We start from the raw sequence: 14,670 nt of genomic DNA on the forward strand, positions 1-14,670 counted from the left end.
TAATTTTATTATAACTTCTTTATAAATCAAGTAAAGCCATTCGTTTTCCGAATGGCTTAGCGTTGTTCGAAATATTACGGCTTGCGCTTATAGGTCCAAACCCGATTATGGTTGGATGTTTCGGGGAATCGATCTCCTGCTTTGAGTTCAACCTTTTTGGGATCGACCACCATCGATCCGGTCTCGCCGACTTCGATGTAGATTCCGTTGTTAGGTGCTTTTTGACCAGGCCTGAATTGACGATTTTGACCCATGAATCATCCCTCCTTGGACATTATTGTTGGCTATCAGAAGATTTTTCATGTATAGACAGAAACACCTTTGATAATTTTCATTATGTGATGTACTTCGAAACTTTACTCAACGCCCAAAATCGAACTCACTGCATATGGCATCCTTTTGAAAAAATTGTTTAAGCGTTCAAGCACCGAATGCTGGATCAAAAGCTCTTTTTACTGTTTCTGCGAGAATCATTATTTACAATCATTCCCAAAATCGTCTCACCTGTCGTTCTTTTTTGTCTGGATATATATGCAGTAGAGTAAAACCTTTCGCCCCGGTTTCAAAAGAAAAAAGCAGGAGATCATCCTGCTTTATCAACGAAAGATCTTGTTAAGCCATAATTTCTTTTAAAATTGCTTTTTGCGCATGAAGGCGGTTTTCGGCCTGCAAAAATACCGCTGATTGGCTTCCGTCCATCACTTCATCTGTCACTTCCAAACCGCGCGCAGCCGGCAGGCAGTGAAGGAAGCTTGCATCTCGTTTTGCTTTTGCCAGCAAGGATTGATTTACTTGAAACGGTTTAAATGCTTTCATTCTTGCTTCTGTTTCTTCTTCCTGTCCCATGCTGACCCAAACGTCCGTATAAATAATATCAGCATCCTGAACCGCTTCGTCTGGATTATGAATTAATTCGACTTTCCCGCCCGTTTCGCCAGCAATTTCTTTCGCCTGTTTCAAAATGCTTTCATTTGGCTCATAGCCTTCTGGGGCTGCGATCGTAAAATGAGCGCCAACTTTTGCGCAGCCAACCATAAGGGAGTGGGCGACATTGTTGCCGTCGCCAACATAAACGACTTTTACGTCTGAAAATTTGCCTTTCAGCTCATAAATTGTCAATAAATCAGCTAACGCTTGGCAAGGATGGTACAAGTCGCACAAACCATTGATGACAGGGACAGTTGCATATTCGGCAAGCTCTTTGACCCGATTGTGGTCAGTTGTGCGGAGAAGAATGGCATCCACATATCGCGACAATACTCTCGCTGTATCAGCGATTGTCTCACCGCGCCCGAGCTGAAGCTCTTTTGAAGAAAGGGCAAGCGCATGTCCCCCTAATTGCAGCATTCCTACTTCAAAGGAGACACGAGTTCGAGTGGATGATTTTTCGAAAATCATCGCCAGCGTTTTCCCATGAAGGACGTTTGATAGCGGATTTTGCTTTAATTTCAATGCTTCCTCGAGCAAATATTGAATTTCTTCTGATGTAAAATCAAGTAGCTTTAAAACGTTACGACCTTTAAGTGTGCTCATAAACTCATTTCGACTCCTTTATCTGACAGTTCATGTAAAGAAATAGGCGTGTATTTGCTAACTGTTAGTGCACTTAAAAATGCCTGAAATGATGCTTCTTCCGTCAATACCATAATTCCTCGTTCAAGCGCTTTTTGTCGTCTTGCCTTTGCCTGATCGTTTTCTTCCGGATTATAATAAAGCACCGCTTCTTTTTTCTCAAGCCAACTTTCAAAATTATCCGTTACCGGTTTTATATAATCGAGTACATCATCTTTCTTATCTCCATCCACAAAAATACCGTCCGAATGAATTGGAAATAAATGATCGAATACCTTCCGCATCGCTTCCTCCACAGATTTGCCGACACACATTCCTTCGCCCGTCGATTTCATTTCCGGACCTAGTTTCATATCGACATCTGAATGGGCGTGCGTTGAAAATACCGGATATTTAATAGCCACATATTCATGGGCTGCTATTTGAGGATGTAAGTCAGTTAACATTTTTCCGGTTAAAATGGTTGTCGCAAGATCTACTAACGGCACTCCGGCAACTTTGCTGACGATCGGCACAGTCCGGCTCGCACGCGGATTCACTTCCAGCACATAAACGTCCTGACCATCAATTAAAAATTGAATGTTCATAATGCCTTTATATTGCAAATGTTGAACCATTCTTTCCGCATAGTCGGTCATTTTTTCTTTTATTTCTTTTGACAACGACACAGCTGGAAAAATCGCATAACTATCGCCAGAATGAACACCAGCGGGCTCGATATGCTCCATAAATCCCGGAATAAACACATTTTTCCCGTCAGCTATTAAATCAACCTCCGCTTCCTGACCAAAAAGGAATTCATCTAAAAGAAGAGGAAAATGATTTTCGTCCGTCTGCTCCACTAACGAAAGCAGCTCTTCTTGATTTTTTACCTTCACCATGCCTTTTCCGCCAATAACATATGAAGGTCTTAACAGGATCGGATACCGCAGCTTTTTCGCTTCCGATATCGCCTCCTCTTTTGTATGTGCCATTGCTCCTTGAATGTGCGGGATATTCGTTTCGTCTAATAGCTGATAAAATCTTTCTCGATCCTCCAATATGTCCAGAAGCTCAGAAGTTGTACCAAGCAGCTTCACGCCTGCTTTTTCAAGCTTCTCCGCTAAGTTGATCGCCGTCTGGCCGCCAAATTGGACGAGCGTTACGTCAATGTTTTCATTTTCAACAACATTTAATATATGCTCGACTGTTAACGGCTCAAAATATAATCGATCCGCTGTTTCATAATCAGTGCTGACCGTCTCAGGATTATTGTTGATCATGATCGCGTCATATCCAAGCTTTTGCAATGTTTGAATGCAGTGAACAGCACTGTAGTCAAACTCAACTCCCTGTCCGATGCGAATCGGGCCGGAACCAATGACAAGCGCCTTCTTCTTTCCTCTTGTGGAGACAGCTTCGTTTTCACCGAAAACGTACGTAGAATAGAAATAATTTGTTCTCGCTTCAAATTCTGCTGCACATGTATCAACCATTTTGAATATGGCTTTAATCCCCCACTCTTTACGGAGCTTTCGGATTTCTTTTTCTTCTGTCTTTTGCCAATATGAAATCGAACGGTCGGAAAAACCGAAAAATTTCAGTTCTTTTAAAAGGCTTGGAGACAGCTTTTCTTTTTTCGCTTTTCCTTCAAGTTCAATTAGATGGTTGAAAACATGCAAGAAATAATAGTCAATTTTTGTCTGGCTGTGAAGCTCATCTATAGAAACTCCTCTTCTTAACAGCTCCATTAAGATGAAAAAGCGTTCATCATCTGCATGCTGGAGGCGGTTAATAAGAGCTGACGTATCTTCTTTCACAAGCTTAGGCAAATAAATGCCGATATTATTTAATTCCAACGATTCCGCAGCTTTTTGCAGAGCGGCTTCCATCGTCCGTTCGATCGCCATCACTTCGCCGGTTGCTTTCATCTTTGTTCCAAGCTTCCGATCTGCTTTTGTAAATTTATCAAACGGCCAGCGCGGAAATTTGACAACTACATAGTCAAGTGCAGGTTCAAAGCTGGCATATGTCGACATCGTTAACGGGTTCTTCAGCTCCGCTAATGAGTAGCCAACAGCTAGCTTTGCAGCCATTCTGGCAATTGGGTAACCGGTCGCTTTCGAAGCAAGTGCGGAAGAGCGACTTACCCTAGGGTTGACCTCAATCACGTAATATTGCTTGCTTTCAGGGTCAAGTGCAAACTGAATGTTGCAGCCCCCGACCACCTTTAATGCATCGATGATTTTCAAAGCCGCCTGCCGGAGCATTTGATATTCTTCATCTGTTAATGTTTGAGATGGGGCAACAACGATCGAATCCCCGGTATGAATTCCGACTGGATCAATGTTTTCCATATTGCAGACGGTAATACAAGTACCTTTTGCATCGCGCATCACTTCATATTCGATTTCCTTAAATCCGGCAATGCTTCTTTCCACAAGCACTTGATTGATTGGGCTCATTTTAAGTCCATTTGTGACAATGGAAATAAACTCTTCTCGGTTGTAGGCGATGCCTCCGCCTTTGCCGCCAAGCGTATAAGCCGGACGAATGATAATCGGAAAGCCAATTTCATCAGCAAATTGAAGGGCGGACGGAACATCCTCCACAATTTTGCTTTCCGGGATCGGCTCGTTCAAATCAATCATCAGCTTTCGAAATAGCTCCCGGTCCTCCCCTTTTTGAATCGATTCGATCGAGGTTCCGAGCAGTTTCAAGCCGTATTTTTGCAAAATCCCTGCCTGATCAAGCTCCACAGCTAGATTTAAAGCCGTCTGGCCCCCCAATGTTGCCAAAAGGCCGTCTGGACGTTCTTTTGCAATTATTTTTTCAATGCTTTCCACCGTAAGCGGCTCTGAATAGACCGCATCGGCAATTTTCGTATCGGTCATAATCGTTGCAGGATTGTTGTTAACAAGTACAACTTCAAATCCTTCTTCTTTTAACGCCAAGCATCCCTGTGTCCCAGAATAGTCAAATTCCGCCGCTTGGCCGATAATGATCGGACCTGAACCGATCACTAGTATTTTGTTTAATGATGTATCTTTAGGCATAGACTTTTTCTCTCCCTGCTGCTACATATGTGTCTAAAAATTCATCAAAAATAAAACTAGCATCTTCCGGTCCTGGATGGGCTTCCGGATGAAATTGAACAGACATGACTTTCAATTTTTCATGCTCAAGCCCTTCAACTGAGCCGTCATTGACATTTGTATATCGCAATTTAAGAGGTGTTTTTTCCAAGCTTTTTTTATCCACCACATAGCTGTGGTTTTGTGATGTAATAAATACGTTTCCTGTTTTTTGATCAATTACCGGATGGTTTGCTCCGCGGTGCCCGAATCTGAGCTTTGTTGTATTCCCGCCAAACGACAGGGCAATCAGCTGATTCCCTAAACAAATCCCGAGCGTTGGATATTGCTTCATCAATTGGTTTAATGTAGAAAAATAATTTTTCATTTGCTTTGGATCGCCCGGTCCGTTCGACAGCACGATGCCATGCGGCTTGATTTCAAACACTTTTTCCATTTGATGAAACGGAACGACTGAAACTTTACAGCCTCTTTTCAGCAAAGAATTCAAAATCGATTTTTTAAATCCAAAATCAATTAGCGCAATGTGTGTCGCACCATTGCCAAACGTTTCGATTTCGCTTGCAGAAACGTCGCGAATCGGAAAATCGGAGAGCTTATCCTGAGAGTCGTATTGTTTGTCTTTTGAAATGACCGCATGCAATGTCCCTTTTGATCGGATTTGTTTGACAACAGCTCTCGTGTCAACATTTGTTAAATAAGGAATATTCCATTTTTGTAAATAGTCTTTTAATGAACGGTTCGCTTTATAATGGGAATAGTGTTCAGTCAGCTGAAAAAGGATGACCCCTTTCACCTGCGGCTTTTTGCTTTCAAAATCTTGATCATTGATACCGTAATTGCCAATAAGCGGATACGTAAAAACGACGATTTGATCTTTGTAGGAAGGATCTGTCAACACCTCTTGATATCCTGTCATTCCTGTATAAAAAACGAGTTCTCCTTTAACAGGAGACACGATTTCATCCATCTTGCCTTCAAAAACTGTTCCATCTTCTAATACAAGATAACCTTGCATATTGAACACCTCTTTGATGTATATTTATACAACAATTTGCAAGAAAATTCTTCTCTTTTAGGAAGAGAAGATCTTTTCTTTTTTCAAAACAGAAGCAATAATGCCCAGTCCTAAATCAATTTCTTCATTCGAAACAGTGAGCGGAGGAAGAAGCCGTAACACATTGGATCCAGCTGAAAGTGCTAGAAGTCCTTCTTCTCTTAAAGAAGCAAGCACTTTATTGACCTCAATATCCAGCTCAATTCCAAGCAGCAATCCTTTACCCCGCACTTTTTTTACAGTAGGCACATCTCTCAAGAGTTCTGATAGACCTTCGAACAGCCGCTGACCTTTTTCCTGAACGCTTTGCAAAAAGCTTGGCTGAAAAACAGTTTCCAAAGTTGCTTTCGCAGCTGCCATAGCCAAATAATTCCCGCCGAACGTTGAACCGTGTGTTCCCGGTGAAAAACTTTCGATCAATTCTTGTTTTCCGATCATGGCTCCGACAGGAAATCCGCTTCCCAATCCTTTGGCGACAGTGATAATATCCGGAGAAATGCCGTAATGCTGGTAGCCGAATGCTTTTCCGGTGCGTCCGATTCCAGTTTGCACCTCATCGACGATGAATAATGCGCCGATCTCCCTGCACTTTTCTTCTACCGCCTGTAAAAATTCCTTCGTTGCAGGAATAACTCCTCCCTCGCCCTGAACCACTTCCAGCATAAAAGCAGCTATATCCTCATCATGAATGTTTTTCACCGCAGCTGCATCATTGTAAGGAAGATATTCGAACGTAGGAATGAGAGGACCGAACCCTTTATGTACTTTTTCTTGAGCAGTAGCCGTCATAGTCGCAAATGTTCTGCCGTGAAAAGACTGGTAAAATGTAATGATTTTATGTTTGCCGGTATGTTTTCTAGCCAGTTTAATGGCGGCTTCATTCGCTTCGGCGCCGCTGTTCGCAAAAAATACGGCATCTCCGCTTGAATGCTCCACCAATTGCTTGGCAACCTCTTCTTGAAGGGGGATATGAAAAAGATTAGAAGTATGCCATACCTTTTGCAGCTGTTCAGTGATGGCATCCGCCACTTGCTTCGGACAATGACCCAGGTTGCATACAGCAATTCCGGAAATAAAATCTAAATATTTTTTTCCGTTTGCATCATATGCATAGCTTCCTTCTGCTTTTTCAATCGCCACATCCCACTTCGCATAGGTTGGAAATAAATAACTCATTTGACCACGACCTCTCGTTTTTTCGTAATTTTCGTCCCGATCATTTTCCCTTCCTTAAAAATACGGTCGTTGCCGCTCACAATCATCACATGCTCAAGCTGATCAGAAAGCGCATCTAAAGCCGCCTGTACTTTCGGAATCATCCCGCCGTAAATAACCTTCTGTTCAATGAGTTTTTCGATCATCGTTTCCGTCGCTTCTTCAATAAGCTTGCCGTCATGTAAAATTCCCGGAACATTCGTCACAAACAGCAGCTGTTCCGCATTTATTTTTTCAGCAATTGCACTAGCAGCCAGATCTGCGTTGATATTTAATTTTTGCCCATCCGCCGTTATGCCGATCGGGGCAATGACTGGAACATAGTCAAGAATTAGCAGCGAACGCAATAGTTCATCATTAATCTGCTCGACTTTGCCGACAAAGCCAAGATTTTCTTCATCTAAAAATGACGAGACAATTAGCTGACCATCAGTACCTGAAAGACCGATCGCTTTCACACTTTTTTGTGTCAACAGAGCCGTGAGCTGTTTGTTAATTTTTCCTGAAAGAACCATTTCTGCAATTTCAAGCACTTCTTTTGTCGTTTTACGCATGCCGTTGTAAAACTCGCTTTTTACATTTAATTTTGTCAACATATTGTTAATGTCCGGTCCTCCACCGTGGACGATAATGACCCGTTTCGTAGTTAACAGTTCTTTTATGCTGTCTAAAAAGCTTTCTGACAGCTGTTCCAGCATGCTGCCGCCAAGCTTAATGACAACAATCGGTTTATCATGTCCGGTAACTTGCATTGATTTTGACATACTCATATGTTAAATCACATCCCCATGCTTTTCCTTGTGCTTCACCATTATTTAACATTACCTTGATTTCTACGATTTCCTGATCCAAATATTGGATCGCTTCTTGTTCCGAAAATGAAACTGGCAATCCGTTTTTAAATAATAAGATATGGCCGAGATACACTTCCATTTGATTCGGATCGAATTCCGCTCCGCTGTAGCCGGCGGCGCACAAGATTCTTCCCCAGTTCGCATCTTTTCCATATATTGCAGTTTTGACGAGGGAGGATCCGACAATCGTCTTGGCAATGATGTTCGCTTCCTGCTTTGATTTAGCCCCATTAACAGAAACTTCAATCAATTTTGTCGCACCTTCACCGTCTCTGGCAATTTGCTTTGCTAAATCTTCGCTTACTTTTCTCAACGCCTCTTTAAAAACAGGCCAATCTGGATGCTCTTCCGTCAGCATTGAGTGTTCAGCTTTTCCGTTTGCTAAAACAAGCACCATATCATTTGTTGATGTATCGCCGTCAACGGTTATTTGATTAAACGTTTCATCGATAACTTCTCGAAAAGCTTGCTGCAGCGATTTTTCATCGATATTCGCATCTGTCGTCAAAAACCCGAGCATTGTCGCCATGTTGGGATGAATCATCCCCGATCCTTTTGCTGCTCCGCCGATGGTCACCTGTTTTCCCTCGATTTCAAATTGATAGCAGGCAGTCTTTTCACACGTATCTGTTGTCAAAATAGCCTCGGCAAAGCTTTTGGCTCCTGCTGATGAACGTTCATATTCAATATTGTTGATCCCCTCTTGGACTTTTTCCATGTTTAAATATTCGCCAATTACTCCTGTTGAAGCGACAGCCACAAGATGATCTGCAATTCCAAGCTTTTCAGCTGTCCATTTCCGCATTGCGTATGCATCGCTTAAACCTTTTTCGCCTGTACAGGCATTGGCGTTGCCGCTGTTGACAATCACCGCTTGAATTTTGTTTTCCTTTGCAATGCTCTCTTTTGTCACAAAAATTGGGGCAGCTTGCACAACGTTTTGTGTGTAAACAGCTGCAGCTGTTGCTGAAACGTCACTATAAATGATGCCGATGTCTTTTTTATGAGTGTAGCGGATGTGCGCTTCATAGCCGCCTGCATAAAAGCCTTTCGGTGTTGTAATTGAACCGTTGTCTATTTTTCTTATTTTGGTTGTCACTAGAAGTCCTCCTTGATGTTATGGATATACTGGCAAAAAGTTTAGTCCTTCATTTTCTTGGAATCCTGACATAATGTTGAAATTTTGCACTGCCTGCCCTGCAGCGCCTTTCATCAAATTGTCAATGACAGATACGACTGTCAACCGACTTGTTCTTTGATCAAATGCAAGACCGATATCGCAATAATTCGAGCCGAACACTTCCTTTGTGCTTGGGAACGTTCCGTTTGTACGCACTCTCACAAATGGTGAATGTTTATAAAACGATTCATATAAATCTACTAATTTTGAAGTATTCCATTCTTCTAATAATTCAATATACATTGTCGCCATAATCCCTCTTGTCATCGGCACTAAGTGGGTGCTGAACGAAATGAAGCCGACTTTCTCGTCCCACTTATGAAGCTCCTGTTCAATTTCCGGTATATGCTGATGCTGATGTACTTTATAAATTTTGAAATTATCTTGTATTTCAACAAAGCTTGTAGCAAGCGACGCGTTCCGACCTGCACCTGAAACACCCGATTTTGCATCAACAATGATCGAGTTCTCTTTGACGATTTTTTCCCGCACAAGCGGTGCTAGGCCAAGCAAGGTTGCAGTTGGATAACATCCAGGGTTCGCCAAAATTTTAGCGTTCTTAATATCCTCACGATACAGCTCTGTCAAGCCGTATACCGCTTTCTGCAAAAGCATTTCAGGCGCTGGTGCTTTTTTATACCATTTTTCATAATCATTACTGTTTTTTAACCTTAAATCGCCTGATAAGTCGATGATTTTCAATTGATCGTCAAGCAATTCCGGCGTCAGTGAAGCCGATATCCCCGACGGCGTCGCAAGAAAAACAACATCATTTTCTTCTTTTATTTGATCCGGCTCTAGCGGTTTTAGTTCATTTTCTTTTATATGGGATAAATGCGGATATTCGTCAATATAGCTCTTTTTTTCTGCTGAAGATGTATATAAATGAATGTTTTCGACATACCGATGATTGGCTAAAATTCGATAAAGTTCCACACCGCCATATCCTGTTGCCCCGATAATTCCTATATTCAACCTCAATCACCTTCAATTCATTCCGTTAAATTAGTTACCATTATAATACTGTATAAAAATAAAATCAATTGTATATTTATAATTTTTCTGTTCAAAAACAAGGATTCTTAATATAGTAGAGAGCAGGAAATCCCTTGCAAATTATCCGGATATGCCATGCTGAAGAAAAAATGCAAGTTATGTTTCGGGATAAAAGCTCCATTATGGTGATGAGATAAACAAAAGAAGCGATAAAAACGAAAAAAAAACATAATGACACTTGCAGTCAAATTGATAAAACATTTGCATAATAAAAAAGACTGGCCTTTTCCGCCAGTCTGCACAAGTTTTTATTGAATACCCAAGGCAATTTTTGCGTATCTGGACATGCGGTCCTTCGTCCAAGGTGGATTCCAAACGATGTTGACATCGACATCTTTGATTTCTGGAATTCCGTCAAGCGCAGCTTTTACTTGTTGAACAATTGTTCCAGCAAGGGGGCATCCCATTGCCGTCAATGTCATAGTTACTTTGAGGACTCCTTCATCGTTCAGTTCCAAATCATATATTAATCCTAAATTGACAATGTCAATGCCGAGTTCTGGGTCAATAACTTGTTCAAGAGCACCCATTATATTTTCCTTCAGCGCTTCATCCATTTCGATCCACTCCTCTTATATTCGTTAATATCATTATATCGAAGTTAATGCCACATTAAAAATTTTCTACCTCAAATGCCGTACAAACCATTCAACCGTTTCTAGCACCCCTTTTCGAGACACCTTATGCCCTGCATCCTTTTCCGCAATAAATGCCAAATGTTCCGGATTGTCAGCATACAACGGCTTTATCTCTTCATAAAATTGATAAGTAGGAGCGAACGGTACAACTTGGTCCTTCATCCCGTGCCAAAACAAAAGGGGGCGGTTGCATAACGCTTCTTTATGTACGGATAAATCATACTCATACAACGCATCGAATTGCTGCTGAATTTCTTCTTCAGACAACGGAAAGGTATAGCCTGCTTTTTGATAGGAGTCCACAAGATATTTGAAAAATTCCTGATAATTTGGGCTGCCCATTAAACTGACAGCAGCTTTGATCCACGGATATTGGGTGAGCGCTCCAAGTGTAGCAACACCGCCCATGGAAGTTCCCGCTACCCCTATATTTTTCCCGTCAATCAATTCTTTTTCAAAAAAATAATTTTTTATTTTTTCGAGCTCTTTAACAGAACTGATAACAATATTCCAAAAATTTAAATTTAAGTCAGCCTCTGAAAGATTCTCATCCCTCTCTCCGTGAAATTTCGCATCAGGCAATACTACTCGCAAACCTTTTTCCGCCAAAAGATAGGCAATGTGCAAATTATGCTCTTTTGCGCTCGTAAATCCATGGATAAACACAACAAGCGGCAGCTCATCTTTTATAAAATCTTCTTTGCATACATGCAGTACAGGGATATTGTCCGCCATCGTATGCTCAACAATGACCTTCAATTAGGATGCTCCTTTCATTATTTTTTTGCTAAAATTAGTTTAACATGTGGACAAAAAAGATGGAAAAAAGATACACTAAATAAAAACAAAAAATGAGGAGAGATTATGGCCAAAAAACATTTAATCGCATTGGATTTAGACGGCACATTGCTGAAAGATGACAAAACGATTTCTCCTTTTACAAAAAATGTTTTGCAAAAAGCACAAGAAGAAGGGCATATCATATGCATTTCAACAGGAAGGCCGTTCCGCTCGAGCAAAATGTATTACGAAGAATTAAATTTAAAAACCCCGATTGTCAATTTTAACGGAGCCTTTGTCCATCATCCGCTGGATGAATCCTGGGGATTTCATCATACAACCCTTGATGTATCTGTTGTAAAAGAGATTGTAGAAATCGCCGAACAGCATCAAGTCCATAACATTTTAGCAGAAGTGCTTGATCATGTTTATTTTCATTACCATAATGAACAATGGTTGGATATTTTCAGTATAGGAAATCCGAAAATTGAAATCGGCAACTTAAAAGCTGTTTTAAATCGCGATGTCACAAGCATGTTAATCCATTCAGACGAAGAAAATGTCAAGCGGATTCGCCATTATTTAAATGAAGTTCATGCGGAAGTTGTAGACCACAGAAGCTGGGCTCACCCGTGGCATGTTATTGAAATTATCCGAGCAGGCATTAATAAAGCAGTCGGATTGCAAAAAATCGCCGAATTTTACAATATCCCTCGAGAGCAAATTATCGCTTTTGGCGACGAAGACAATGATTTGGAAATGATCGAATATGCGGGATTAGGCGTTGCAATGGGAAACGGAATTGAGCCGCTCAAAGAGATTGCTGATGAAATTACGCTGACAAATGAAGAAGACGGAGTTGCAAAATTTTTAAAGGAATTGCTGTCCCTTTAATCTTTGCAAAAGTCCAAAAGTTCGATTATCTTTTTACACCTCACAACAATTGACAAGGATTTAGATGTTTAAAAAGGGATACCCTATAATTGACGAACTCATTTCGTCAATGATCAAAAGGGGGATTCCAACTTGGGCAAACGGAATAAATCGAAACGATTCATTGAGCAAGGAAAAGGTGCTGTCAAAAAACATGATGAAAAGTTTCCATACCGTATGACGTTTGCCGAATCAGAAGCAAGAGTCAATAACGAAGCAAGCTTCGAAGGATAATGCCCTTCCGTTCATTTTCGAATCCTTTTAAGGGCTGTTTTTATAATGAACAGATCGAATTTGAACAGACCAATCTTTGTACAGCATCTGCATCGAGAAAAAATCGAGCAGGCATAACACCATCCAGAATGCCGATTGTACGGCACATTTTGAACAAGGAATAAATATGAAATGGACGAAACGAGCTCCTCTTGTTTCGTCCATTTTTTCTTTTTTTTTGTCCTTCTTTTTTAAATTTTCAGTTTGCAAATTGTATTGTTTTCTATTTGTGATCAAGATAGACTATATGTAAATGAAAAAAAGTAGGTGTGATTAATGAATATTCACATTATCGCTGATAGTGCTTGTGATCTGCCTGTCTCTTTTTTAAACGATCAAGGCGTTTCTTTCATCCCTCTTCGTGTCCACCTTGGCGAGAAGGACTATGAGGATCAATTGACAATCAAACCAAAAGAAGTTTACGACTATATGAGAGCTGGAAACGTTGCTAAAACATCACAAGCATCACCGGAAACAATCACCAATCAATTTGAAAAGCTGGCAAAAGACAATCAGCCGGCGCTGTATATTGCCTTTTCTTCCGAATTGTCCGGTACATATCAAACTGCCGTTATGGTTCAGCAGCAATTGCTTGAAAAATATCCGAATTGGAAACTGCAAATTATCGATTCGAAATGTGCTTCACTTGGGTATGGACTTGCTGTCCGCTACACCATTCAATTAGCAAAACAAGGACTTGATTTAGAACAAATGGCAAATGCAGTAAAAGAGTATTGCAGTCATATGGAGCACATTTTTACTGTTGATCGCCTGGAATATTTGGCTCGCGGCGGGAGAATCAGCAAAACATCTGCGTTTGTTGGCGGACTGCTAAATATCAAGCCGCTTTTGCATGTCGAAGAAGGAAAGCTGATCCCGCTGGAAAAAATCCGCGGGAAAAAGAAGCTTTACCGGAGAATTCTTGAGCTGATGGAAGAGCGTGGAGACGGATTGAGTGAACAGACAATCGCCATCAGCCATGGTGATGATGAAGAAGCAGCTCTCGAATTAAAACAATTAATTGAAGAAACGTTTCATCCAAAAGAAATTATCATCCATACGATCGGTGCTGTCATTGGTGCACACTCTGGCCCCGGCACCCTTGCTGTATTTTTTCTAAATAAACATATTCAAGAAGCTTCATGGAAATCATAAGTATATAACAGTATTGAAAGGAGCTTCCTGAATGTCCAAAACAAGCGATAATGATAAAAAAGCTGTAGACAACAATGCAAAACGACACGAAAAAAATCTATTGAAGGAAAAAAATCGAGAGCTTGGAAAACGGCAATACTCAAAGAAAACGGATCATTTATAATGCCCGCCTGTCGGGCTTTTTCTTTTTTTGAAATATCTCTAAAGGCGAGTCTTCCACCTCTTCTATCCGGACGTTCTGAAAGAAAAAGACGCTTTCTTATCTTACAGTATGCATCTTTTCTCTAGCTTTTGTTTTCATTTTTGTCTAATAAAACATGGGCGGGGCAATAACTTTCAATTTGATTAGGCCATTCATTTCATTAAAAAACAGAGAAATCCAAAACGTTTCCATATTCGAAAGCGGAGGTCATTTTTTTATATGTAAGAGGAAATGACAAACATGTGGGAATCTATCCTTTATTAATGTAAGATATTGTAAAATAAGTATACAAGAGGTGGCACAATGAAGAAACATGAAATTTCCGTGTATCTTACAAAAGAGATGGAGCCGGAATATGTCATTTCCCTTGTCCATGAAGCGATTAAATTTAACAGCTACATTTTATTCCAAACAAAAAAGCTCCAATTAAATGCGAAAAGCGTTTTAAGCATGCTCGGTTTTTCCGCCTTTTTAGAAGGTCATGTAGTCATCAGCGCTGAAGGAGAAGATTCGCTCGAAGCAGTAAAAAACTTACAAGACTTTCTTTCCCCTAAATGTTCTAAAGCGACATCTTTAGCTTAATTGCATTTAAGCAGATATTAATTTCCTTGCCGTTGCTTTAAGTAACGGTTTTTTCATTTAATTTGCGAGGAACCCCTAAAAGAGTTGTTCAACTGAACG

15 protein-coding genes are annotated in these 14,670 nt (G+C 40.7%); 5 read left to right on the plus strand and 10 right to left on the minus strand.

Translation table 11 applies throughout. The features are described 5' to 3' along the window. Positions 1 to 74: 74 nt before the first annotated feature. The 10 genes from FB379_RS00405 to FB379_RS00450 form a co-directional block, all read right to left on the minus strand. A complete protein-coding gene (locus FB379_RS00405) occupies positions 75 to 254 on the minus strand; it encodes a YjzC family protein (RefSeq protein ID WP_063387015.1) in 180 nt (59 codons plus the stop codon). A gap of 358 nt (positions 255 to 612) precedes the next feature. Then, positions 613 to 1,533, minus strand: coding sequence for an ornithine carbamoyltransferase (gene argF / locus FB379_RS00410; protein WP_144596628.1), 921 nt, complete (start codon positions 1,531 to 1,533; stop codon positions 613 to 615). Next, complete coding sequence (locus tag FB379_RS00415; RefSeq protein WP_144596630.1) at positions 1,530 to 4,607, minus strand: carbamoyl phosphate synthase large subunit; 3,078 nt, start codon at positions 4,605 to 4,607, stop codon at positions 1,530 to 1,532. The genes argF and FB379_RS00415 overlap by 4 nt, the downstream gene beginning before the upstream one ends. Then, positions 4,600 to 5,664 (minus strand): carbamoyl phosphate synthase small subunit, encoded by a 1,065-nt coding sequence (locus FB379_RS00420; RefSeq protein WP_063387018.1) that lies wholly within the window; start codon positions 5,662 to 5,664, stop codon positions 4,600 to 4,602. The genes FB379_RS00415 and FB379_RS00420 overlap by 8 nt, the downstream gene beginning before the upstream one ends. A gap of 57 nt (positions 5,665 to 5,721) precedes the next feature. Beyond that, entirely contained in the window at positions 5,722 to 6,879 is a 1,158-nt protein-coding gene (locus tag FB379_RS00425) for an acetylornithine transaminase (RefSeq protein ID WP_144596632.1), read from the minus strand. Next, a complete protein-coding gene (argB, locus tag FB379_RS00430) occupies positions 6,876 to 7,688 on the minus strand; it encodes an acetylglutamate kinase (protein ID WP_242009260.1) in 813 nt (270 codons plus the stop codon). Before argB ends, FB379_RS00425 begins: the two co-directional genes overlap by 4 nt. Further along, a complete protein-coding gene (gene argJ, locus FB379_RS00435) occupies positions 7,651 to 8,871 on the minus strand; it encodes a bifunctional ornithine acetyltransferase/N-acetylglutamate synthase (RefSeq protein ID WP_063387020.1) in 1,221 nt (406 codons plus the stop codon). The genes argB and argJ overlap by 38 nt, the downstream gene beginning before the upstream one ends. Before the next feature lie 18 nt (positions 8,872 to 8,889). Further along, positions 8,890 to 9,927, minus strand: a complete 1,038-nt coding sequence (gene argC / locus FB379_RS00440; protein ID WP_130158453.1) for an N-acetyl-gamma-glutamyl-phosphate reductase — start codon at positions 9,925 to 9,927, stop codon at positions 8,890 to 8,892. A gap of 329 nt (positions 9,928 to 10,256) precedes the next feature. Next, positions 10,257 to 10,565, minus strand: coding sequence for a metal-sulfur cluster assembly factor (locus FB379_RS00445; RefSeq protein WP_063387022.1), 309 nt, complete (start codon positions 10,563 to 10,565; stop codon positions 10,257 to 10,259). A gap of 66 nt (positions 10,566 to 10,631) precedes the next feature. Continuing rightward, the gene (locus FB379_RS00450) at positions 10,632 to 11,381 is read right to left on the minus strand and encodes an alpha/beta fold hydrolase (protein ID WP_066248429.1); all 750 of its coding nucleotides are present in this window, start codon (positions 11,379 to 11,381) and stop codon (positions 10,632 to 10,634) included. Positions 11,382 to 11,510: 129 nt separating this feature from the next. Here FB379_RS00450 and FB379_RS00455 point away from each other — a divergent pair, with 129 nt between their 5' ends. The 5 genes from FB379_RS00455 (at position 11,511) to FB379_RS00475 (ending at position 14,571) form a co-directional block, all read left to right on the plus strand. Then, positions 11,511 to 12,320 (plus strand): Cof-type HAD-IIB family hydrolase, encoded by an 810-nt coding sequence (locus FB379_RS00455; protein WP_066248385.1) that lies wholly within the window; start codon positions 11,511 to 11,513, stop codon positions 12,318 to 12,320. A gap of 132 nt (positions 12,321 to 12,452) precedes the next feature. Then, positions 12,453 to 12,593 (plus strand): hypothetical protein, encoded by a 141-nt coding sequence (locus FB379_RS00460; protein WP_063387024.1) that lies wholly within the window; start codon positions 12,453 to 12,455, stop codon positions 12,591 to 12,593. 315 nt (positions 12,594 to 12,908) lie between these two features. Further along, a complete protein-coding gene (locus FB379_RS00465; protein WP_063387026.1) occupies positions 12,909 to 13,787 on the plus strand; it encodes a DegV family protein in 879 nt (292 codons plus the stop codon). A 31-nt stretch (positions 13,788 to 13,818) separates the two neighbouring features. Continuing rightward, complete coding sequence (locus FB379_RS00470; protein ID WP_082829462.1) at positions 13,819 to 13,950, plus strand: DUF3941 domain-containing protein; 132 nt, start codon at positions 13,819 to 13,821, stop codon at positions 13,948 to 13,950. A 342-nt stretch (positions 13,951 to 14,292) separates the two neighbouring features. Then, positions 14,293 to 14,571 carry an HPr family phosphocarrier protein gene (locus FB379_RS00475; RefSeq protein WP_063387027.1) on the plus strand — a complete coding sequence of 93 codons (279 nt, stop codon included), beginning with the start codon at positions 14,293 to 14,295 and terminating at the stop codon, positions 14,569 to 14,571. Positions 14,572 to 14,670 lie beyond the last annotated feature (99 nt).

The organism is Aeribacillus composti (assembly GCF_007827555.1).
In the GTDB taxonomy this organism is placed as follows: domain Bacteria; phylum Bacillota; class Bacilli; order Bacillales; family Aeribacillaceae; genus Aeribacillus; species Aeribacillus composti.